Here is a 21012-nt window from a genome sequence, read left to right as displayed (position 1 = left end):
GTGAGTCCGCGCCCCATCCACAGCATGGTGAAGAGGCAAGCCTTGACCGAGAGCACCTATAACATTGCCGTCGTGGGCGCCGGAGCCGTGGGCCTGAGCGCTGCCCTGGCCTTTGCCCGGGATGGCTTCAGGACGGTTCTGGTGGGAGGGCTCGACGCGCGTCGGGACGGTCGCACCGTCGCCCTTCTCAACGGCTCGGTCCGCTTCCTGGAGGCGCTCGGTGCTTGGCCGAGGATCGCCGCGGAGGCGGCAGCGCTCGAGACCATGCGGATCGTTGACGACACGGGCAGCCTGTTCCGCCCACCGCCGGCCTCCTTCCGGGCCGGCGAAATCGGCCTGGATGCTTTTGGCTGGAACGTCGAGAACGCCACCTTGGTCGAAAAGCTGGCCGAGGCACCACGGGCTTGCGAGAACCTGACCCACGTGTCGGAATTCGCAAGCGGCTTCGAAGCCGATGAGACTGGAGCCATACTGACTCTGACCGGCGGTGGAACCATTAAGGCGAGCCTTATCGTTGCCGCGGACGGGCGTAATTCGAAGCTGCGCCAGATTGCCGGAATCGGCACTCAAAACTGGTCTTATCCACAATCGGCCGTGACCGTGATCCTAGCCCATGACCGGGACCATCGGGAGACCTCGACCGAATTTCATACCCGTCATGGGCCATTCACCCTGGTTCCCCTGCCCGGCCGGCGCTCCAGCCTTGTTTGGGTGACGAGTAAAGTCGACGCGGAGCGTCTGTCGGAGCTTGACGACGCGGCTCTCGCGCTCGCCATCGAGCGGCAGGCTCAATCGCATCTGGGCGCGATGCGCATCGACGGCCCACGCGGGCTCGTGCCGATGACAGGATTGTCGGTGAACCGCTACCGGGCCCAGCGCCTCGCCCTTGTCGGCGAAGCTGCCCATGTGTTCCCGCCGATCGGGGCACAAGGCCTCAATCTCGGCTTCCGCGATGCGGCCTCCTTAAGGGACGCGGTTGTCGACGGGCAGAGCGAGGGCAGCGATCCAGGTTCCGAGGAGACCTTGGTCCGGTACCAACGCAGCCGCGACCTCGATGTCCGTCTGCGCACGGCCGCCGTAGACGGTCTCAACCGCACTCTCCTCACAGGCATGATCCCGACGGACTTCCTCCGGGGTGCCGGCCTCCTGGCGCTCAGCAACATCGGCCCTTTACGCCGGATCGTCATGCGCGAGGGCGTACTCCCCCAGATCGGCGCGCCGCGCCTGATGCAAGGCGCCTCGCCGGCTTAAGGGAAGAGGTCGTATGGCACGGCGCCCGTCTTGGTGGTGATGTAGAGGATGCCGGTCAGCGTCAGCATCGAGACCAGTGTGCCGATGAGCACGCAGGCCGAAGCGCGCTCCACGCCCACATTGTACTGGGTCGAGATGACGAAGATGTTCAGGGCCGGGGGTAGCGCCGCCATAATGATCGCCGCATAGGTCCAGGCGGGTTCGAAATCCCCCACGGCCGACAGTACCACCCAGACCAGAAGCGGGTGGAGGATCAGCTTGACGAACACCAGGACAGGAACCTCGTCCGGCATCTGTCTCAGAGGCCTCAAAGCCACGGTGACACCAAGGATGAACAAGGCGCAGGGCGCAGCGGCCCCTGAGAGCCAGGTGACGATCTGGTCGGCGGCCTGCGGCAGCCGGAGGTGCAGGTAGCTTGCCGCAACGCCGATGGCGGTCGCGACGTTGAACGGGTGGGTCACGACCCGCCAGACGATCCTGCGGATCGTGGCCGACAGGCTCAGCTTCTCCACCCCGGCGAAGGACATCAGGAGCGGCACGACCGAGAACAGGAACAGATTGTCGAAGACGAAGATCAGCACCACCGGGGCGCTGGCGGAGGCGCCGATCGCCGCGAGGATCAGCGGCGGCCCCATATAGCCGATGTTGGAATAGGACCCGGCTACACCCTGCATGACCGATTGCGGCAGGTCCCTGGTGTAGCGCCAGCCGGTGGTGAAGGAGAGCGCGAAGGCACAGAAGGTCGAGAACGTCGTGGCCAGGATGAAGGGCCAGTTCGCGAGTTCATCCAGCGGCTTGTCGGCGATGAGGCGATAGAACAGACATGGCAGCGCCACATAGATCAGGAAGAATTGCATCCAGGCGAGGCCGGCCTCCGGCTGCTTCACCACCTTGCCGCAGAAGAAGCCGAGGCCGATGAGGCCGAAAAAGGGGGCGAGCAGGTTGAACAGCCCGATCAGGTCGGACATGGGCGGCTCCAAACGAGGGGATGGGCAGGAATGGAGCGCTCTTTCTGGCAAGGTTCCAACCTTGCTACAATCCCGCCTTTCGGAAGGGCCATAGTCCTGGAATGCAACGCTCGTCGCCGGCAACCTGCTCTCGGCCTTGTGACAGGCGGCGGATTTGGAGATTCCCGCCCAAATCTCTATATGTGGCTCAAGGAGTTAAGACCATGAAAGCGAGTTCAGCCAAATTCGCGATTGGCCAAGTGGTTCGACATCGGGTTTTTGACTTCAGGGGGCTGATTTTCGATGTCGACCCTGAATTCGACAACACGGAAGAATGGTGGCTTTCGATCCCTGAGGAAGTCCGTCCGCATAAGGACCAGCCCTTCTACCACCTCTTCGCCGAGAACGCGGAAACCGAGTATATCGCCTATGTGTCCGAGCAGAACCTTCTGCCCGATGAGTCAGGCGAGCCGTTGCGCAACCCGATGATCGGCGAGATGTTCACGCGGCAGAAGAACGGCACCTACAGAGCCCATCCTATTCTGGCCAACTGAGAATATGCACATCAAAAGAAAACGCCGGGCCATGAGCCCGGCGTTTTTGTTTGCTGGAAGTCGGTTGGCCTTACGGCTTGGGAGCAGCTTGGGCGGCCGGAGCGGCAGCACCAGGGACCGCACCGGGAGCGGCAGGCGCGCCGCCTTGGCTCTGGAGCATGCGCTGGCGCATCTCTTCGCTCTTCTTCTGCAGCTCTTCCTGCAGCTTCTTCTGCTGCTCCTCGAGCACCTTCGGGTCGATCGGAGGACCGTCGAAGGACTTGCCGAAGCCGGCAGCCGGAACCGCGAAGGTGATCTCGCGACCCATCTGGTTCTGGACGCTGACGTTCAGGTTGGCGCCCTTCTTCAGGGAGGCGATGAAGTCATCCTTCACGGCCGCCTCGGCGAAGCAGCCGTTGGGCAGGCACATGACGTAACGGCCGGCGACTGCCTGGCCCTGGTCGACCGTGAAGCGCAGACCCGGCTGCAGGAGCAGGCCGAGCGGCATCACGAAGCGGACGACCCGCTGCGGCTGCGGGCCCTTCACGTCATAGACGGCGAGGGCGAGAACCGGCTGGCCCTGATCCGACACGAAGTCGCGGGTGGTGTAGCAGATCTCGGTCTTGGTGTTCTGGTCCGTTCCGCAGACCTTGGTCCATTCAGGCTGGGACGGCTCGGCCTTCACCTGCACGACCGTGGGACCGGCATTCTGCTGAGGCTGGGCACCCGGGGCCTGGGCCGGAGCGGCAGGACGTGCGGGTTGGGCCATCGGAGCCGCCGGGCGGGCCGGCTGAGCTGCCGGAGCCGCAGGGCGCTGGGCCGGAGCAGTTTGAGTAGGAGCGGTCTGAGCCAGAACGGGTGCACTCACCAGAACGGCAAGAGCTGTTGCCAGGCCGCGGGTCCCCCCCAGGCTCGCGAAGCGTGTCGCGAAAGACATATCGTTAGATCCTCTTCAGTCGAAAGGTCGGATTTCGAAGTGGCCGTTGATCCGGCGCGTTCTTAACCTGTGATGACGTGGTCAAATCCTTGCCCAATGTGGCGAAGACAAGACGCGTGGCGCTCCTTTAACCTTTCATGTGGTAGGTTTCCAGTCACCCTGGGCAAAATTCTGTACAACATTGCTCAGGCGAGAACTCGCATCGGGAAAGCCATGAGCCGCTGGCTTATCAGAAATCTGCTGTTTTCGGCTGCTCTTGCCCTCATGACCTTTGGTGCTGCCGCTGAGGGGGCCGCCCCACTGCGGCATGGCATCGCGATGCACGGAGAGCCTGTGCTCGCGCCCGGCTTCGAGCACCTGCCCTATGCCGACCCACGGGCACCGAAAGGTGGACGAATCACGCTCGCCCTGCAGGGCACCTTCGACAGCCTCAATCCCTTGATCGTCCTGGGCGTGGCCCCTGACGTGGTGCCGCGCTACGTCCTGCAGCCTCTCATGATGCGTTCCGCCGACGAGCCCTTTACGATCTACGGCCTGCTCGCCCGCGGCGTGGAGATGCCGGAGGATCGGAGCTTCATCACCTTCCACCTCGATCCCCGCGCCCGCTTTTCCGACGGTCATCCGCTGACGGCCGAGGATGTGCGCTTCTCGTTCGAGATGCTGAAGAAGAACGGCAAGCCCTTTCACCGGTCGAGCTTCGGGCAGGTGAAGGCGGTCGAGATTCTCGACCTGCACCGCATCAGGTTCGATCTCTCGGGCTCGAACGACCGGGAATTGCCGCTCTTGATCGGCATGATGTCGGTGTTTCCGGCTCACGCGACCGACGCTGATGCCTTCGACAAGACCTCCCTCACCCCGCCTGTCGGTTCTGGGCCGTACACTCTCACCGAAGTGAAGCCCGGTGAGCGGTTGGTGCTGACTCGGCGCAAGGAATATTGGGGCGAGGATCTGGCGATCACCCGCGGCCTCTACAATTTCGACGAGATCCGATACGATTTCTACCGAGATGCCAACAGCTTGTTCGAAGCTTTTAAGGCCGGACTTTACGATTTCAGGATCGAAGGCGATCCGGGTCAATGGGCCACCGGCTACGACATTCCTGCGGTCAGGAGCGGACGTATCGTTCGCGAAACCATGGCCACACGGCTGCCGAAAGGCATGAACGGTTTCGTCTTCAACACTCGAAAGCCGCTCTTCAGCGACGTGAGGGTGCGTGAGGCGCTGAGCTATATGTTCGACTTTGATTGGGTGAACCGCAATCTCTTCTTCGGGCAACTCACCCGGTCGAACAGCTACTTCTCAGGCTCCGATCTCGCCTCCCCCGGCCGCCCTGCCGATGAAGCCGAGCGGGTACTGTTGAAGGAGTTTCGATCGCCCGTCCGCGAGGACATTCTCGAAGGCCGCTGGGAGCCGCCGGCAGGCGATGGTTCTGGCCGGGACAGGGATATGGCACGCAAGGCGCTCGCCCTTCTGGCTGATGCCGGCTGGGTGCTCGACAATGATATTCTACGGAAGAAAAAAACCGGCGAGCTCTTCAGCTTCGAGATGCTGGTCAACTCGCGCTCACAGGAGCGGCTTGCCTTGAACTTCTCCCAGTCCCTGAGCCGGATCGGCATTCAGGCACGGGTGCGCCTCGTGGACGACGTGCAGTATTGGCGGCGTCTGGCCCGGTTCGATTTCGATATGGTCCAGTGGCTCTGGCCTGCCTCTCTGTCGCCCGGAAACGAGCAGCGCAACCGCTGGGGCTCCGCTGCGGCGCAAAGGAGCGGGTCCCATAATCATGCCGGGGTAGTCGCCCCGGCGATCGATCGCCTGATCGATGCGCTGCTGGAAGCCAAAGGCCGTGAGGATTTCGTCTCCGCCGTCCGTGCCTTGGATCGCACTCTGCTATCCGGCTCCTATGTGGTTCCGCTGTTTTACCTGAAGGACCAATGGCTTGCTTATAGCAGCGAGCTCAGGAAACCTGGGACCGTGCCGCTCATGGGGACCAACATCGATACTTGGTGGCGGCAGGCGCCCTGACTCGCTCTGACGTCCCGAGGCGCCCATTGTTGAGCTTCCGTTCATGTAGAAGATGAAACTAATGCCCTGCTTCGACGTTAGGTGAGTACCTCCTGTCCCACTGTCGCGTCTTACTGCAGGGTATCGTCATGAACGCAATGCCGAAGGTCCTCGTTGTCGATAGCGGCGAGCGCGCCCCCGATGGCGCTCTGTCCGCCGAGTTGGCCGGCATGGGTTATGCGAGTGTGACCACTCCCTTCGAGGCTGCCGACGACGTTCTGGCTCTGATTCCGAGCCCGGCCGCCGTAGTGCTCCAGATGCCACGCCATGCCGATTGGGCCGAGCGCAAGCGCTTCCTCGACCTTGCCCGCCGCCTGCGCAAGAACCTGGGAGAGAGCGGAACCCCCGTCATCATCACGGGTGGTTTGAGCGGAGCCGCCACAATGCTCCAGAACCAGCTCAGCGTCCGCGTCGCCGCAGCGCCGGATCTCTAGCCCTTCAGGAGCCGGAAGGCTCCTTCTTCCGTCTTAGCCTCATCTTCGCTCGTCCTGACGAAGGCGGCTGTTCGTGCCGTTGAGCCGCCAAGGTCCCGGTAAACCGCAATCGTGCTGCCCGGCCCGCCACCCGTGTGCCCGGCTACCTTGAGAGCCGATGTCGTCTCACCCGTCATAGTCCCTAGCCCATAGCCGGGGATCAGCCAGGCGCACCCTGGCACAGGTCCGGGGAGCACGAACGGGGTTTGCATCTCCTGCAACAGCTCAGGCATCAGCAGGCTGCCATCCAGCAGGCGGTGGAGCAGAAGCGCTGCATCCGCAACGGTGCCCACCAGCAGCCCATGATAGACCCAGCCCGGATGGTAGCCCTCCGCGCTTCCCATGCTAACGTTTTCAAGGTCCGACCGCTTTCGAGCAATGCGCGCGCTTCCGATCCCGAGCGGCGCCAGCACAAGACGCTGCAGGGCTGCGCTCAGGTCGGAGCCGGCCATGGTCTCGATCAATCGGCCCACGACCAGATAACCCACATTGGAATAGTCCCACCCCTCGCCTGCCGGGTATCGTAGTCGATCCGCATCGAGGCGAGTGAGCAGCTCGGGAACCGGCCAAGGATCATCGCCACGCTCAACGGCCTCGTGATAGGCGCGAAGGCTGCCGTAGTTTGTCAGACCCGAGCGATGCTGGAGCAGATGCCTGAGCGTGTAAGGCTTGCCCTCGACCGGTTCGTCCAGTTCGATAAGGCCGTCGCGGACGAGCACCAGGGCCGCGACCGCGAGAACCGTTTTCGTGAAACTCCACCAGGGCACGAGCCGATCGGCCTCGCGGCTGTCGATCACGACACCATGCTCAACGAGAGCCCAGGCCTCGACCATCAGGCGGCCTTCTTCTCCGCAATCCGAGCAAGGCTGCGCAGGATCGTGGTCGCGGCCTTGATGCGCTCATCCGGCGTTTCGATGTCCCGGATGAACACGATCTTCATGTCCGGCCGCACCTTCGCAAACGAGGCTTGCTCGGTGACATAGGAAATGAGGCCGGTCGGATTGGCGAAGGAGTTGTCACGGAACGAGATGATGATACCCTTCGGCCCGCCATCCACCTTCTCCACATTAGCCCTGCGGCAGAGCACCTTGATGGCCATGATCTTGAGAAGCTGATCGACCTCGGACGGCACAGGCCCAAACCGATCGACCATCTCGGCCCGGAAGGCATCGATTTCCTGGTCGGTCTCGAAGGTCGAGAGGCGACGGTACAGACCGAGGCGCAGCTGGAGATCGGCGATGTAGCTCTCCGGGATCATGACCGGCGCGCCGACCGCAATGGTGGGCGACCACTGGTCTTCCGTCGGCTCCTCGATGCCGGCCTTGAGTTGCGCCACCGCTTCTTCCAGCATCTGCTGGTAGAGCTCGTAGCCCACCTCCTTGATATGGCCCGACTGCTCCTCGCCGAGCAGGTTGCCCGCGCCGCGGATATCGAGGTCGTGGGAGGCAAGTTGAAAGCCCGCTCCCAGGGTGTCGAGGGTCTGGAGCACCTTGAGGCGGCGCTCCGCCTGCACCGTCAGGGACTTGTTGGCCGGCACCGTGAACAGGGCATAGGCGCGGGTCTTGGAGCGCCCGACGCGACCGCGCAGCTGATAGAGCTGCGACAGGCCGAACATGTCGGCCCGGTGCACGATCAGCGTGTTGGCGGTCGGGATGTCGAGGCCCGATTCCACGATGGTGGTGGACAGCAGGATGTCGTACTTGCCTTCGTAGAAGGCCGTCATGACGTCCTCGAGCTGGCCGGCCGCCATCTGACCGTGCGCGACCGCCACCTTGGCCTCCGGCACCTCCTTGTCCAGGAAGGCCTTCACCTCGCCGAGATCGTCGAGGCGCGGTACCACGTAGAAGGCCTGCCCGCCCCTGTAGCGTTCGCGCAGCAGCGCCTCGCGGACGAGGAGCGGGTCGAAGGGCGTGATGAAGGTTCGCACCGCAAGCCGATCCACCGGTGGCGTCGTGATCAGCGAAAGCTCCCGCACGCCGGTCAATGCCAGTTGCAGGGTACGCGGGATCGGCGTGGCCGAGAGGGTCAGCACGTGGACCTCGGCGCGTAGCTCCTTCAGGCGTTCCTTATGGGTCACGCCGAAATGCTGCTCCTCGTCGATGATGATGAGGCCGATATCCTTGAATTTGATGGCCTTGCCGAGAAGCGCATGGGTGCCGATGACGATATCGACGGACCCGTCGGTCAGCCCCTCCTTGGTCTTCTTCATCTCGGCCGCGGGCACGAAGCGGGATGCCTGGGCCACATTGAGCGGCAGGCCGCGGAAGCGGTCGCAGAAGGTGCGGTAGTGCTGGCGCGCCAGAAGGGTCGTGGGCACGACGACAGCCACTTGCTTGCCGCTCATGGCCGCCACGAAGGCAGCGCGCAACGCAACTTCCGTCTTGCCGAAGCCGACGTCGCCGCAGACGAGGCGGTCCATGGGACGGCCGGAGCCCATGTCGTCCAGCACCGCCTCGATGGCATTGAGCTGGTCTTCGGTCTCGTCATAGGGGAAGCGGGCCGCGAACTCGTCGTAGATACCTTCCGGGGGCGTCAGGCGCGGTGCGTCCTTGAGGATGCGGGCAGCGGCGATCTTCATGAGGGCGCCGGCCATCTCGCGGATGCGCTTCTTCATCCGCGCCTTGCGAGCCTGCCAAGCGCCGCCGCCGAGCTTGTCGAGCTGGACCTCCGTCTCCTCCGACCCGTAGCGGGTCAAAAGCTCGATGTTCTCCACCGGCAGGAACAAGCGGTCTCCGCCGGCATAATGCAGTTCCAGACAGTCATGCGGCGCGCCTGCCGCTTCGATGGTCTTGAGCCCTTCGAAACGCCCGATGCCGTGATCCACGTGGACCACGAGATCGCCGGGTGTGAGCGCCGCCACCTCGGTGAGGAAATCCTGAGGCCGCTTGGACTTGCGCTTCTGGCGCACCAGCCGGTCGCCCAGGATGTCCTGCTCGCTGATGACGACAAGGTCCGCAGTCTCGAAGCCCGATTCCAGGGGCCAGATGCCGACCGGGATCTCGTTGCGCGGATAGGCCAGCGCCTCCGAAAACCGGGAAATCGGCTTCGTCTGGCGTAGATCGTGGTCCTGCAGCACGTGGCAGAGGCGCTCACGAGAACCTTCGGACCAAGCGCCCAGCATGACGCGCTTCTTGGCGTACTGGAGGTCGCGGATATGCCCGATGACCGCCTCGAACACGTTGGCGTTCTCGTCCGCCCGTTCCGCGATGAAGTTGCGGCCCTGCCGCGCCTCGCAGTCGATGACGAGTCGGCCGGAGGATTCGGGGAGCGCGAAGGGCGTCAGCCGCGCGAGCGGCAGCGAGGCCGTGCGTTCCGACCACTCCTCGGGCTTGAAATACAAAGCGTCCGGCGGAAGGGGGCGATAGGGCGCGACGCCGGGCTGGTTCTGGCCCATGCCTTCCCGACGGGCATCGTAGTAGTCCTTCACCTGGGAGAGACGTTCGCCTTCCGCATCGTCGGCCAGAGCATCGAATACGACCGGAATGCCGGGCAGGTAGTCGAACAGCGTGTCGAGGTGATCGTGAAACAGCGGCATCCAGTGTTCGAGGCCGGGATAGCGCCGCCCTTCGCTGATCGCCTCGTAGAGCCGGTCATCGCGGGTCGGTGCCCCGAAAGCCGCCACATAGGTCTGCCGGAAGCGCTTGATGCTCTCGGTGGTAAGCTGAACCTCGCTCATGGGGACGAGATCGAGGGAGCGCAGGGTTCCGACCGTGCGCTGCGTCTCCGGATCGAAGGCGCGGATCGATTCGAGGGCGTCGCCGAAGAAGTCGAGACGGACCGGGTTCGGCAATCCTGCCGGGAAGAGGTCGATGATGCCGCCGCGCACCGCATATTCGCCGGTATCGCGCACGGTTCCGGTGCGGAGAAAGCCGTTGGCCTCCAGCCAGTTCACCAGCTGGGTCGTGTCGACCACGTTGCCGGGTGCAGCCGAGAATGTCTCGGCGGCGATGCGGGCCTTCGGCGGCACGCGCTGAACGAGGGCGTTGACCGTGGTCGAGAGGATGCGCGGCTTGTCCTCGGAGGTGTTGGAGCGGGCGAGCCGCGCCAATGTGGTCATGCGTTGCGCGGTGATCGCGGCATTGGGCGACACACGGTCATAGGGCTGGCAATCCCAGGCCGGGAACGTCAGAATTTCGATTTCGGGTGCGATGAAGCCGAGGCTGTTGGCGAAGTTCTGCTGCCGCTGCCCATCTCGGGCCACGTGCACCAGAACGGCCGGCCCCTCGACCTGCCCGGACAGGCCCCGCGCAAGATCGGCGACGGCCAGGGCATCGAAGCCATCGGGCACGCCCGACAAGGTGAGGCTTTGGCCCTTCTTGAGGGCATCGAGGGCGCGGGTCAGGGCAGGCTTCATGGTGAGATATCAGGCCAGAGATCAAAGGGAACGCGGGCGATTCCGCCCGGTTCGGTCAAAAAGGGCTGCTGAAGCGTCAGCTGTGGATCGGCGACCTATGGGTATGGAATGCCTTGAGGCGCCGGAACAGGGGCGTATCGTAGTTCGAGGGCGTTTGGATCTCGCCGGTGATCCAGCCGAGGAGATCGCGGTCGGTCACTTCGATCAGCCGCTCGAACTCGGCAAGATCCTCCTCGGAGAGCTCCCCGATCTCCGCATCGGCAAAGCGGCCCATGATCAGGTCCATCTCCCGCATGCCCCGGTGCCAGGAGCGATAAAGGATCTGCCTGCGGCGAACATCGAGCCCGGCGCTGCTGCGTGTCGTTCCGCTCATGACGATGCTCCGATCTGATAACTAGCCGTCGCCTCCGGGCGGCTTGGCCGCTATATAACCATCTCCCTTCCAGTTGCTACCCATTTGAATGTCACTGCGTCCCTCCATTCTCGATCCGCTCTTCGCCCCGGCGAGCACCCTGCCCGGCGTCGGCCCGAAGATCGCCCCCCTACTCGATCGCCTCCTCGGCGAACCGGGCAAGCCCACGCGTGTCGCGGACCTTCTGTTCCATCTGCCGAGCAGCGGTATTTCCCGGGAGATGAAGGGCTCCGTAGCTGATGCCCCCGTGGGCGAACCGGTCACCCTGTCCGTGAGCGTCGTCGCGCACCGCCCGCCCCCGCCCGGCCGCCGGGCGCCGTACCGGATTCTGGTGGAGGACGAGACCGGCGATGTGACGCTGATCTTCTTCAACGGCCAGAAGCCCCGCCTGGAAAAGATTCTTCCGGTGGGCGAGCGCCGCTATGTCTCCGGTAAAATCGAACTCTGGGAAGGCCGTCGGCAGATGGTCCATCCGGACCGGATCCTCGACGATCGCGGCATCGAAAATCTGCCGGCGGTCGAGGCTGTCTATGGCCTGACCGAGGGTCTCTCCTCGCGGATGGTCGGGCGATATATCGGCGCCGCGATCGAGAGGGTCCCGCACCTGCCCGAATGGCAGGATCCCGCCTGGCTGGGCCGCAATGCCCTGCCCGACTTCCGACAGGCGCTCTTTGCCCTTCATAGACCCGACAATGCTGCTCAGCTGTCTGAGGACGCGCTCGCCAAATCCGCCCCGCGCCGGCGCCTCGCGTATGACGAGCTGCTGGCCTCGCAGCTGGCCCTGGCTCTCGTGAGAAGCCGCATGCGGCGGCTGCCGGGCCGGGTGAACGCGGGCGACGGGCGTCTGGTGGAGCGCCTGAGGTCCGCCCTGCCCTTCGGTCTCACGGCATCGCAGGAAAAGGCCGTCGAGGACATTCGCCAGGATCTGGTCTCCGACAAGAAGATGCTGCGGCTGCTTCAGGGCGATGTGGGCTCGGGCAAGACCGTCGTCGGCCTGCTCACCATGGCGAGCGCCATCCAGGCCGGGCGTCAGGCCACCATGATGGCCCCGACCGAAATCCTCGCCCGCCAGCACTACGAGCGGCTTGCGCCGATGGCGGAACAGGCCGGGCTGACCATCGCCCTCCTCACCGGACGCGAGAAGGGGGTCACGCGCCGCACGATTCTCGCCGGCCTCGCGGATGGCAGCATCCAGATTGCGGTCGGCACCCACGCCTTGTTCCAGGAAGGTGTCGCGTTTCATGACCTGGGCGTCGCGGTTGTGGATGAGCAGCACCGCTTCGGCGTGCACCAGCGTCTCGCGCTCGGCTCCAAAGGCGAAGCCGTCGACATCCTCGTCATGACGGCGACCCCGATCCCGCGCACCCTGGCCCTCACTTATTTCGGCGACATGGACGTGTCGGTGTTGAGCGAGAAGCCGGCGGGCCGTAAGCCCATCAGCACGAAGCTCATCGCCATCGACAGGCTCGACGAGGTGGTCGGCGGCATCGGGCGGGCCATCGCCAATGGAGATCAGGTCTACTGGGTCTGCCCGCTCGTCGGCGAGTCGGAATCCATCGATCTTGCGGCCGCCGAGGAGCGGTTCGAGATGCTGAAAGGCTTCTTCGGGGATCAAGTCGGCCTTGTGCACGGCAAGATGGCGGGCCGGGACAAGGACGCCGCCATGGAGCGGTTCTCGGGCGGTCAGACCAAGATCCTGGTCTCCACCACCGTAATCGAGGTCGGCGTCGACGTGCCGAACGCCACCGTCATGGTCATCGAGCATGCGGAACGCTTCGGCCTCGCGCAATTGCATCAGTTGCGTGGGCGTATCGGACGCGGTTCGAAATCCTCCACATGCCTGCTGATCTACAAGGGGCCGCTGGGCCAAGTCGCACAGGCGCGGCTTGAGATGATGCGCCAGACGGAAGACGGCTTCCGCATCGCCGAGGAGGATCTGCGGCTGCGCGGTGAAGGCGAGGTGCTGGGCACCCGCCAGTCGGGCACGCCGGGCTTCAAGCTGGCGCGACTTGAGGTCGATGGCGACCTCCTTGGCGCGGCTCGTGACGACGCCCGCCTGATCGTTGATCGGGATCCTGACCTCGTCAGCGAACGCGGGCAGGCCTTGCGGGTGCTGCTCTACCTGTTCGAGCGTGACTCCGCAATTCGGCTGCTGCGTGCAGGGTAAAGCTACCTACTTACTATTGCTGCACATGCGCAATTCGAAGCGTTCGATTATGCAGGAGCACTTGGAGTGGCCCACCGAATGTCCTCTACCGTGCATGCGAAGCACGGACCAGTGCTTTGCACTAGAGCATTCTTCAGCGAAGCGGTTTCGATTTACTGTAAAATGCGGCGAAGCAAAGAAAGGCGCTGATCCCATGCTAGCGGAAACAGCTCTAGGCACCTGCGGCGAGCCGCCGGAGGAAGAACTATTCGCGTGCGCGTTCCGCATTGCTCCCTCGCCGATAGGCCAAGCTGAGACCTGCGGCTAGCGCCGGTAAGGATCCTCCAAACGGCATACTGGCAAGCGCGACGGCAGTTTCGTAAGGCCAATCCACGACCAGTGCTACCAACACACCAATCACGCGATAACGACCAACGCCAAAACCAATTCGACCCAGATGTGTGGAAGTCCCCCAACTATCCCACACTCCTGGAGGCATTCTTTGCCAAGCATATAACCATGCCGATCTACATCGGGACAGGAGACGACGAACTCATGATACACTTTCATGCTGCGTTCTTCTATGAGTTCTGGACTCGAAGCAAGCAGCCCGGAGAGCTCCGAATTTATAACGGCCGCCATAACTTCGGTACTATCTATGCGCAGTTCCCGGAGGCGTTTCGCTATATTTTCGGATATGTACGCCATCCAGCGAGTGCGCGGTTTTAGAAGAGAAATATGCCCTGGGCGGCAAAGCGTTCGAGCAGCGAACGATGAGCGGCGGTTGGGATGCGACATGTTGGAGTTGGCTCAGCGAACCTGGACACGGCTCAGCTGAAGGCTTGAGCCAGGATAACTGAATTGGATGGCGGACCCAGCACATTGGAAGGCACCCATTCAACAGATGCTTCAGATCAATCGAGCTTCGAACGTATGGCGCAATCAAGCCACGGCTCGATAGACGGACGCAGCCCATAACGGACGTGTGTCGCCCTGTCGGCATGCCGACAGGGCGACACACGTAGCGCATTAAAACACGAAGAAGTCGTGAGCGGAGATGGATGTCTTGTTCAAGAGAGTCGCGAAACGAACTGCTGCCGCACCCCCGACGCCGTCGGCATCATAAGACAACGCACCCGTCGTCTTGTTGTAGATGATGCGATCTTCAGCATCCATGGCCTTAGTGCCAACATGGAACGCATTGGCACTCAGTTCGCCGGGAGCAATCTTCGTGAAGATTGTACCCTTGAGCAGGAATACATCCTCTGGCGAATAGAAATCGGTGATCTTGTCCACGTTCTTGGAGCCGAGCTTGGTGGAGAACACGAATGCGTCCCACTCCCAGCCACCGGTAAGAACGTCACTGCCCCCCTTGCCGTCGATCTTGTCCTTGCCCATACCACCCTTGAGTTCATTGGACCCGCTGGTTCCGTTAAGAGCATATTTGTAGCCGCCCACCGGATACTTGGCCTCGGTATCCGCCGTGGGGGTCGGAGTAGGATTCGGTATCGGAGTAGGAGTAGGAGTAGGCGCTGGAGTAGGAGTCGGAGCCGACCCACCGGAGTCGAACGGGCTGTTGTAGCCCGAGAAGTTTTTCACATAGACGGAGACGGGCGTACCATACGGATCGGCCGGATCGCTTGAGCCACCGCTTGAAAGGAGCTGCTTGACGGCGTCTGCACCGCGAAGATGGGCACCAGCCAAAAGGCCCGTAGCCGTGATTTCAATACCATCGAGCTTCGTACCAATGTACTTCTCCAAGCCCGCGCCTTTCACCCAACCCCAGACGAACTCGTTCATCCATTGATGAGCGGCATCAAGCTGCTCCTGGGGGTTGTTCAGGAAGTCTTGCATGCTGTTGATGCCGTCTTTCCCGGTGAAGTAGCCGGCCTTCCAGTTGATAGGAGCATTCATATCGCCGTCTTCGCGATAGTAGCCCATGTTCTCCATGGCCCATTCATCGAATTGAAAAGCGCCGAGGTAGTTCAGACCGTTGTCTCCGAGAGCCTTGTAGTTTGGTTCAAGGCTTGCATTGAAGACACCGCGGGATTCGCGAACAGCCAATAGATGAAAAAAATCGTCGTAAGTACCCTTAGACATTATAAATTCTCTCTTATTTTTTTGTTGTAGCGGGCCCCATGACCGCTACGTAGCGGGCCCTACGACCGCTACGGCGAAGCTCACTGGAGGGCTATAATGGCAAGAATATGGCCGGTATTTCCGATAAATTAGGTCTCGCAAAAAGACATATCGGAAACTTCGCATCGAAAGAATCTAATATCTGATGCAATCAGAAAGTAATCCTATCGTGCAAAAAACCAAGTGAACTTATACAATCATCATCATGAAAAATAGCAGCACAATTACTAGTGATAACTACACAACGGCAACAATCCAATTCATGAAAAATGGCTCAAAGACGCTAAGGGCAATAAACCTAACATCGATAGTAGAGACACTCTTTCTAGAATGCCCCTGCTTCAGGCTCCGCACAGCTCGAACCATGGTATCGCGGCCTCGCGCATCAGCAAGCTTGCTCCGACAGCTCGGATCGCCTCCTCAACCCCGTTACTTTTGAGCGGCAAGATTGCCGAGCACGGCCACATCGCTATTCGTGAGGGCCTGAGCCAGCATCTGCTCGACACACGCCCGGAAGATCTCACCTCTTATAGCGCCGTCGATCACGAGCAGTGCGATAATCCAGTTCATTCGCGGCCCGGCCGCCAAAGTGATATTCAGCCTATGCCCATGCGGTACAGCACCAACCACTTGCTCCCCGCGTGGCGCCCTGCGGTAGCAGCGCGTCATGTTGGTGGTGCCGGTCTCGTCCAGGACCACAAAGCGGCTGGCACCCATGAACCCCTACCACACCCGAAACCGCCAACGCGCCTGGGCAATACGAAGCTGGTCGCGACCCTCACATCTCACCCCAGTGAGCAGGCTTGATTTCACTACTCCGAGCTTGAGCGTGATAATAAGAGTGAATTCAGAAGGGGCTCGGCTAAATAGCCAATGACAGAACCGGGGAAAGTGAAGTCGCTGAGCTCTCGGCTGGTATTCGCAAACTTTTCCTTATAAGCGTCCCCGCCGCGCAAAAAATCCATCTCGTCGAGACCATTCCTATTGGCCCACTCAGCCAAATTTACCAAAAGGCAGTTTCCCGGAGAAAAGTCTGACCATTCCAAGTCATAACTCGGCATGTAATAATAAAGTTTATTCCCGAAAGCGCACCCTAGGTGGACTGCAATGATGTCATCCCCGCATTGCAGCCACGAAAAATGGAGGTTACCTGCAGCGGCTAGGGAGTCGGCTATTCCTTGGAGCATCAGCGCAGCTGCATGTGGGTTGTCGAATAGACCTACTTTTCCAAGCCGAGCGGCCCATGCTGTTTTCTGTTGGATCAATGCGGCAAAAGGTGCTTTAGGGACAGGACCTTCCCTTACTACTTCGAAGCGAATAGGCCCCCTCTCCTCGAGCTTGCGCAGCGTACGCCGAAAACGGGAACGCTTTCCTTGCTCACGCCAAGCCGCTTTCCCATCGTCGTTGAAACAGATTGCATGAGTCATGCTGGTGCGGGCAGGTCTCGCGAACGCACTCAGCACCCCATATGTCGATGTCTCGGGACGAATGGTCTTCAAAAGTGCGACATCGAATCTGCCCGACTTGCGAACCGAGTTCCACAGATCGTGATTGACAGTGTCGGTTATGGCTAAGGAATCACAATAATCAAACATGTCGCCACCAGCCCAACGCAGAAAACGAAGCCCGTGTCTTCTTGTGATGGAAAGGGGGGCAATGGCGACAAGAGAACCGTTCCATCGGCAGGTGACGATATGGAGCCTCTCACCATCCTTCTCACCACGAATACGCCACCACGCGTCGATTAATGTCGCATCCGTGAATGGGTACCTCCCATATGATGCTTGGAGTGCCCGCCACTCACCAAGGATCGCAGTCAGCCCCTCCCCCGTATCAACAACTTGGGTCGTCGTTTTCGATGCAGCAAGGCTCCGCGAGCCGAACTCCGAAATCAAGGATACCATCATCACCTTTCCCCCAGCCGCATTGAGCTTACATGCCGCCGACGCAGCAGTGCCATTGCAGGCGGTCATGCTTCGAAGCTCGACTACCCCGTCTTTGTAAGAAGATGATATAGCGCCGGCACATTGGTACGTAAGTAGCGGCTACCCAGGCGGCGTGGCTCCAAGACGCTTCGGAAGAGCCACTCCAAGGCCGCCTTCTGCATCCAAAGCGGTGCCCTCGGTGAGCGCCCGGAGTAGTAGTCGAGCAATCCGCCACACGTCCGGATCCAGCCGACACCTTGAAGACGTGACCGGTTTCTCACTGCAAAGCTTTCTTGAAGTGGGCTGCCAAGACCAACCCAAAGCACATCAACGCCGTTATAGCGAATCTCTTCACAGATTGAGGCTTCTTCACCCTGCTGAAAGTATCCGTTACGTCTTCCAACCAACTTCAGGCCTGGGAACCGTTCCGTGAAATAATCATAAGCGCGACAACTATCCTCCTCCCTCCCGCCGAGAAAGTAGAAGCGGAGTCCGGAGGAAATTGCTGCTTCTGACGCGTCAATGACGAAGTCTGTTGTCGCAATACGTTCCGGTAGCGGGATGCTTGCGAGGATGCGCGAAGCGTGGATGAGGGGCATTCCGTCTGCATCAATGATATCAGCTTGGTCGACGAGCGCTTTGAATGATGGCTCCTTATGATACCGCGCGATGACAGATCCGTTCGAGGCGAATACGAGCTTGGGCAGCAGCGTTCCGCCTCGAGCAGCGTAACAGTCATCGATCATGCGGCCTACCAACTCCGACTTGGTCAAACAGGCAGTATGAATGCCGCCGACGCGCACTGTGCGTGCACGTCCAACATCTCCGCTGTCGATCAACAAACTATTCGCAAGTGTCATGGCGGGGGCGGCCTCAATGGCTAGCTGCTGCATGTCAATCGGAGAGCAGAACCAGTGATGCGTAGAACGTATGGCTCATGTCGCGATTAAGGACATATGATCCCAAGAACTCATTCATTGCGATTTCTAATGCGTATTACTTCATGTGCGATTGACGCCTGATCAGCCTTGTTACTCGGACCTTGGTCCACAATGAAGCGCGTGGCTCTGGTCGCTTTGGCGCATCATATTGTGCAAATGTAAGAACTTTAGGCGCCGCTATAAACAATGGAAAATTATGGATTACCCTCAGATGACCAGGGCCTTCTCAAAAAGGGGCTGTTGTCCAACAGGACAGGGAGACGCAAAACTCTTTTCGACGTGACGATCACGCGTTCCCGTCAAGCTGTTTCTGTAGAAGAGAGAGAAATGGTACACGCTGCCAACTTGCCAAAGCAATCATCCATAGGAAAATCCCGGTATGGTTCATCAAGGCGATTGAGAGTGGTCCTGCTTTCCCCTCCTGGAGATCTGGGACATACCGTCCTGCGGAGTCTCTCAGCGCTGGGCGCAGAAACACTCCTGATCTGCGGGCCACGTTCGGCGGTACGATTCTCATCCCATGTATCACGCACGCTTCTGGCAAGCGCCGATGCATTTGAGAATGTGAACCTTATTGTCGATGTGATCAATACTGAAGCAGAGAGAGCGCCAATCGACGTCATTCTCGCGAGTTCGGTTGCTGGGCTTAAGATCTTGGCACGCGCTCGGGATAGGTTGAGAGTGCCAATCTTCCCGATGTCTGACCTTTATTTGATAGAGGCTCTCAACGACAAATGGCGGTTCGCACAACTTTGCTCAGAGTGCGATGTACCTACCCCGAGGACGCTGTTGTATTCATCCGCCTCAGACGCCGCTATCGAAGAGGTGCGTGCGGCGATTGGCTTTCCATGTGTCGTAAAACCCGTCAATGCGTCAGGAGGCGATGGGATTTGCGTTGTTCAGAGTGAAGGCGATCTGGCATCAGCCCTCGCAGAAGCGTCGCGGTATAGTAATGATGGGCTGCTTGTGCAGAAATATATGCCTGGTGCCGACGTTGGGCTCAGCGTCTTTGCCGAAAACGGACACATCCGCAACTGGACTACTTTTTACTGCGACGGACACTGGTCAACACATTTTTCTTTCATTCCGGAACTCCTCGAGGCCGGCAGGCGGATCGTGTCTCATGCTCGACTGACTGGAGTTATGAATTTTGACGCACGCTATGATAAGATATCGGGTCAACTTGCCCTCCTTGAATGCAATCCCCGGTTCTTTCGTCGTGTCAGCGCTGCACGCAATTGCGGTCTGGATTTTGTATCCGCGGGCCTTGCATCATTGGGACTTGCCGCTGAACAGCCAGAATGTCTGACCAGAGGGCGGCACTTATCCACGCATGATCTGTTCAGTCGTGTGGGTTTAAGCATGATGACGACGCAGGGATACACACTCGCCGAGGTCAGAAAAGACGCAATAGAGTTCTTGGCAGATCCCACTCCAATTGTTGGAGCCTTCGTGAATGGCTTCTGGAATTCGAAAGTCAAAGATTCTCTGGCCCGGTTAAAAGCACAAGTCGCTCCGCAAGGATAAGAGACACTGTCTCCAGATGTGCGCACCTCGCGTGAAGTAGCCACGGACAGTAACCCTAAGAAGAGACTGGCTATCCGCAGCATATTTCCACTGATCAGGGTATCGCAGGAAAGTTGTTACGTGTTCAAAATTCAAAGCTCCGGTAGAGCATAGCCTAGCAGGGTAGTGATCATGTCACCAATACAATTTATACGAGGGGTAAGTCATGAATGCGCTCAAAGGAAGTTCTGCACGTAAAGAGGCCCCGCACGATATCTCCGGTACGAACTTCGCGGCATATCGTGCTGGATCGGTCGTTCTTGATTACAAGAATAGCACTGATCTTCAGCCTGCAGAGCGAGCTATTCTTACCTCACTTCAGTCGAAGTTTCGAAATAAGCGGATTCTGGACATCGGAGTGGGAAGTGGCCGAACTACTTCCCACCTACTGGATATCAGCAAAAATTATATTGGTATCGATTACTCGCCGGAAATGATCAAGGTCTGCAAAGAGCGTTATCCATCGGTTGATTTTGAAGTGCGTGATGCACGTTCGCTGTCTGACATTGCAGACGATTCATTCGATCTCATACTCTTCAGCTTTAATGGCATTGATTATGTCAGTCACTCGGACCGTATGCTCATCTTAGCCGAGATTGCCCGTGTCTTGTCGAAGTCCGGAGCATTTATTTTCTCATCGCACAACAGGAACGCAAAAGTCAGAAAGCCCTGGGATTTAAGTAACCTGCGACGCAATCCAAGCGGGGGCCCAATCTTTGTACCGACCTCTGTATTGCGATACGGGATTGGCATAATGAGACACTCGATGCGCGCCAAGTTCGAAACACAGACTGACGAGTATGCAATTATAAACGATCCGGGAAATGGATACAGATTGCTGACATATTATATCGGGATAAGACAACAATTGCAGCAGCTTGAGTGCGCCGGGTTTGGCGACATTCAAGCATTCAACCGTCAGGGCAAGCAAATGCAGGAAAATGAATATAATTGTTGTGCCGATGGTTGGATCTACTATCGCTGTTATGCTAGGTAGATCGGTTTTTATGCTCCAATTTTTTAAAAATAATTTTATAGTGGCTAGCTATACTTGCTAGTCCACTTAGAACTGAACTGCTACCATAGCGCTTTAGTTTAGCTCATAAGTGTATCCCGTTTTCAGCGGCGAAGTTTCGACAGCTGACAGTCTGGTTGCACCAAAATTGTATATCTTGATAGCGCAACATCCATTCTTAACATTGGCCATCTTGGCAGGACGATGTTTGCGCATTTCAGCTTGATGTCGCTAGTGACCTGCCACTGAAGTTTCATCCAGCCGCCGTTAGAGCCCCGGCAGGTGATACGCCGTGTGGCGCGACGTGAGCAA

17 protein-coding genes are annotated in these 21012 nt (G+C 59.7%); 8 read left to right on the top strand and 9 right to left on the bottom strand.

Translation table 11 applies throughout. The annotated features are described in order from the left end of the window. Positions 1-24: 24 nt before the first annotated feature. Positions 25-1251, top strand: coding sequence for a UbiH/UbiF family hydroxylase (locus JKL45_RS24965; protein WP_201864507.1), 1227 nt, complete (start codon positions 25-27; stop codon positions 1249-1251). On the opposite strand, the gene JKL45_RS24960 is transcribed toward JKL45_RS24965, so the two are convergent. Further along, a complete protein-coding gene (locus JKL45_RS24960) occupies positions 1248-2219 on the bottom strand; it encodes an AEC family transporter (protein ID WP_201864506.1) in 972 nt (323 codons plus the stop codon). The genes JKL45_RS24965 and JKL45_RS24960 overlap by 4 nt on opposite strands. A gap of 203 nt (positions 2220-2422) precedes the next feature. On the opposite strand from JKL45_RS24960, the gene hspQ reads away from it, so the two are divergent. Beyond that, positions 2423-2752, top strand: coding sequence for a heat shock protein HspQ (gene hspQ, locus JKL45_RS24955; RefSeq protein ID WP_201864505.1), 330 nt, complete (start codon positions 2423-2425; stop codon positions 2750-2752). Between the two features lie 70 nt (positions 2753-2822). On the opposite strand, the gene JKL45_RS24950 is transcribed toward hspQ, so the two are convergent. Next, a complete protein-coding gene (locus tag JKL45_RS24950) occupies positions 2823-3668 on the bottom strand; it encodes an invasion associated locus B family protein (protein WP_201864504.1) in 846 nt (281 codons plus the stop codon). Positions 3669-3881: 213 nt separating this feature from the next. Between JKL45_RS24950 and JKL45_RS24945 the strand changes: the two genes are divergently transcribed. Both JKL45_RS24945 and JKL45_RS24940 read left to right on the top strand, forming a co-directional pair. Continuing rightward, positions 3882-5690, top strand: coding sequence for an extracellular solute-binding protein (locus tag JKL45_RS24945; RefSeq protein WP_201864503.1), 1809 nt, complete (start codon positions 3882-3884; stop codon positions 5688-5690). A gap of 128 nt (positions 5691-5818) precedes the next feature. Further along, positions 5819-6163 (top strand): hypothetical protein, encoded by a 345-nt coding sequence (locus tag JKL45_RS24940; RefSeq protein WP_036345807.1) that lies wholly within the window; start codon positions 5819-5821, stop codon positions 6161-6163. On the opposite strand, the gene JKL45_RS24935 is transcribed toward JKL45_RS24940, so the two are convergent. The 3 genes from JKL45_RS24935 to JKL45_RS24925 form a co-directional block, all read right to left on the bottom strand. Continuing rightward, entirely contained in the window at positions 6160-7035 is an 876-nt protein-coding gene (locus JKL45_RS24935; protein ID WP_201864502.1) for a serine hydrolase domain-containing protein, read from the bottom strand. The two genes, JKL45_RS24940 and JKL45_RS24935, sit on opposite strands and share 4 nt — an antisense overlap. Then, positions 7035-10556 carry a transcription-repair coupling factor gene (gene mfd / locus JKL45_RS24930; RefSeq protein ID WP_201864501.1) on the bottom strand — a complete coding sequence of 1174 codons (3522 nt, stop codon included), beginning with the start codon at positions 10554-10556 and terminating at the stop codon, positions 7035-7037. Before mfd ends, JKL45_RS24935 begins: the two co-directional genes overlap by 1 nt. Before the next feature lie 76 nt (positions 10557-10632). Further along, positions 10633-10929: an FAD assembly factor SdhE gene (locus tag JKL45_RS24925; RefSeq protein WP_201864500.1), complete on the bottom strand. Its 297-nt coding sequence runs from the start codon at positions 10927-10929 to the stop codon at positions 10633-10635. An 88-nt stretch (positions 10930-11017) separates the two neighbouring features. Here JKL45_RS24925 and recG point away from each other — a divergent pair, with 88 nt between their 5' ends. Together recG and JKL45_RS31070 are read left to right on the top strand one after the other, a co-directional pair. Further along, positions 11018-13135, top strand: a complete 2118-nt coding sequence (gene recG / locus JKL45_RS24920) for an ATP-dependent DNA helicase RecG (RefSeq protein WP_201864499.1) — start codon at positions 11018-11020, stop codon at positions 13133-13135. Between the two features lie 25 nt (positions 13136-13160). Then, complete coding sequence (locus JKL45_RS31070) at positions 13161-13442, top strand: HvfA family oxazolone/thioamide-modified RiPP metallophore (RefSeq protein WP_446685716.1); 282 nt, start codon at positions 13161-13163, stop codon at positions 13440-13442. 701 nt (positions 13443-14143) lie between these two features. On the opposite strand, the gene JKL45_RS24915 is transcribed toward JKL45_RS31070, so the two are convergent. From JKL45_RS24915 to JKL45_RS24900, 4 genes are all read right to left on the bottom strand, one after another. Next, positions 14144-15214 (bottom strand): calcium-binding protein, encoded by a 1071-nt coding sequence (locus tag JKL45_RS24915; RefSeq protein WP_201864498.1) that lies wholly within the window; start codon positions 15212-15214, stop codon positions 14144-14146. A 468-nt stretch (positions 15215-15682) separates the two neighbouring features. Further along, positions 15683-15823, bottom strand: a complete 141-nt coding sequence (locus JKL45_RS24910; RefSeq protein ID WP_201864497.1) for a hypothetical protein — start codon at positions 15821-15823, stop codon at positions 15683-15685. Between the two features lie 242 nt (positions 15824-16065). After that, complete coding sequence (locus JKL45_RS24905) at positions 16066-17226, bottom strand: GNAT family N-acetyltransferase (RefSeq protein WP_201864496.1); 1161 nt, start codon at positions 17224-17226, stop codon at positions 16066-16068. Between the two features lie 14 nt (positions 17227-17240). Next, positions 17241-18038 (bottom strand): WecB/TagA/CpsF family glycosyltransferase, encoded by a 798-nt coding sequence (locus JKL45_RS24900; RefSeq protein WP_246498928.1) that lies wholly within the window; start codon positions 18036-18038, stop codon positions 17241-17243. A gap of 267 nt (positions 18039-18305) precedes the next feature. Here JKL45_RS24900 and JKL45_RS24895 point away from each other — a divergent pair, with 267 nt between their 5' ends. Together JKL45_RS24895 and JKL45_RS24890 are read left to right on the top strand one after the other, a co-directional pair. Beyond that, positions 18306-19646 (top strand): ATP-binding protein, encoded by a 1341-nt coding sequence (locus JKL45_RS24895; RefSeq protein WP_201864495.1) that lies wholly within the window; start codon positions 18306-18308, stop codon positions 19644-19646. A 205-nt stretch (positions 19647-19851) separates the two neighbouring features. Beyond that, positions 19852-20682, top strand: coding sequence for a class I SAM-dependent methyltransferase (locus JKL45_RS24890; RefSeq protein WP_201864494.1), 831 nt, complete (start codon positions 19852-19854; stop codon positions 20680-20682). The last annotated feature ends 330 nt before the right edge of the window (positions 20683-21012 follow it).

The organism is Microvirga soli (assembly GCF_016734765.1).
Lineage (GTDB): Bacteria > Pseudomonadota > Alphaproteobacteria > Rhizobiales > Beijerinckiaceae > Microvirga > Microvirga soli.
The sequence above is the reverse complement of the archived record's forward strand: the minus strand, read 5'-3'. Positions and strand labels throughout refer to the sequence as shown.

Bases quoted from the DNA above. Each gene is read 5' to 3' on its own strand.
- JKL45_RS31070 (WP_446685716.1), top strand. From the start codon at position 13,161: ATGCGCAATTCGAAGCGTTCGATTATGCAGGAGCACTTGGAGTGGCCC.
- JKL45_RS24960 (WP_201864506.1), bottom strand. From the start codon at position 2,219: ATGTCCGACCTGATCGGGCTGTTCAACCTGCTCGCCCCCTTTTTCGGC.
- mfd (WP_201864501.1), bottom strand. From the start codon at position 10,556: ATGAAGCCTGCCCTGACCCGCGCCCTCGATGCCCTCAAGAAGGGCCAA.
- JKL45_RS24910 (WP_201864497.1), bottom strand. From the start codon at position 15,823: ATGAACTGGATTATCGCACTGCTCGTGATCGACGGCGCTATAAGAGGT.
- JKL45_RS24890 (WP_201864494.1), top strand. From the start codon at position 19,852: ATGAATGCGCTCAAAGGAAGTTCTGCACGTAAAGAGGCCCCGCACGAT.
- JKL45_RS24965 (WP_201864507.1), top strand. From the start codon at position 25: ATGGTGAAGAGGCAAGCCTTGACCGAGAGCACCTATAACATTGCCGTC.
- JKL45_RS24935 (WP_201864502.1), bottom strand. From the start codon at position 7,035: ATGGTCGAGGCCTGGGCTCTCGTTGAGCATGGTGTCGTGATCGACAGC.
- JKL45_RS24940 (WP_036345807.1), top strand. From the start codon at position 5,819: ATGAACGCAATGCCGAAGGTCCTCGTTGTCGATAGCGGCGAGCGCGCC.
- JKL45_RS24895 (WP_201864495.1), top strand. From the start codon at position 18,306: ATGGAAAATTATGGATTACCCTCAGATGACCAGGGCCTTCTCAAAAAG.
- JKL45_RS24915 (WP_201864498.1), bottom strand. From the start codon at position 15,214: ATGTCTAAGGGTACTTACGACGATTTTTTTCATCTATTGGCTGTTCGC.
- JKL45_RS24905 (WP_201864496.1), bottom strand. From the start codon at position 17,226: ATGACCGCCTGCAATGGCACTGCTGCGTCGGCGGCATGTAAGCTCAAT.
- JKL45_RS24900 (WP_246498928.1), bottom strand. From the start codon at position 18,038: ATGACACTTGCGAATAGTTTGTTGATCGACAGCGGAGATGTTGGACGT.
- JKL45_RS24925 (WP_201864500.1), bottom strand. From the start codon at position 10,929: ATGAGCGGAACGACACGCAGCAGCGCCGGGCTCGATGTTCGCCGCAGG.
- hspQ (WP_201864505.1), top strand. From the start codon at position 2,423: ATGAAAGCGAGTTCAGCCAAATTCGCGATTGGCCAAGTGGTTCGACAT.
- JKL45_RS24945 (WP_201864503.1), top strand. From the start codon at position 3,882: ATGAGCCGCTGGCTTATCAGAAATCTGCTGTTTTCGGCTGCTCTTGCC.
- recG (WP_201864499.1), top strand. From the start codon at position 11,018: ATGTCACTGCGTCCCTCCATTCTCGATCCGCTCTTCGCCCCGGCGAGC.
- JKL45_RS24950 (WP_201864504.1), bottom strand. From the start codon at position 3,668: ATGTCTTTCGCGACACGCTTCGCGAGCCTGGGGGGGACCCGCGGCCTG.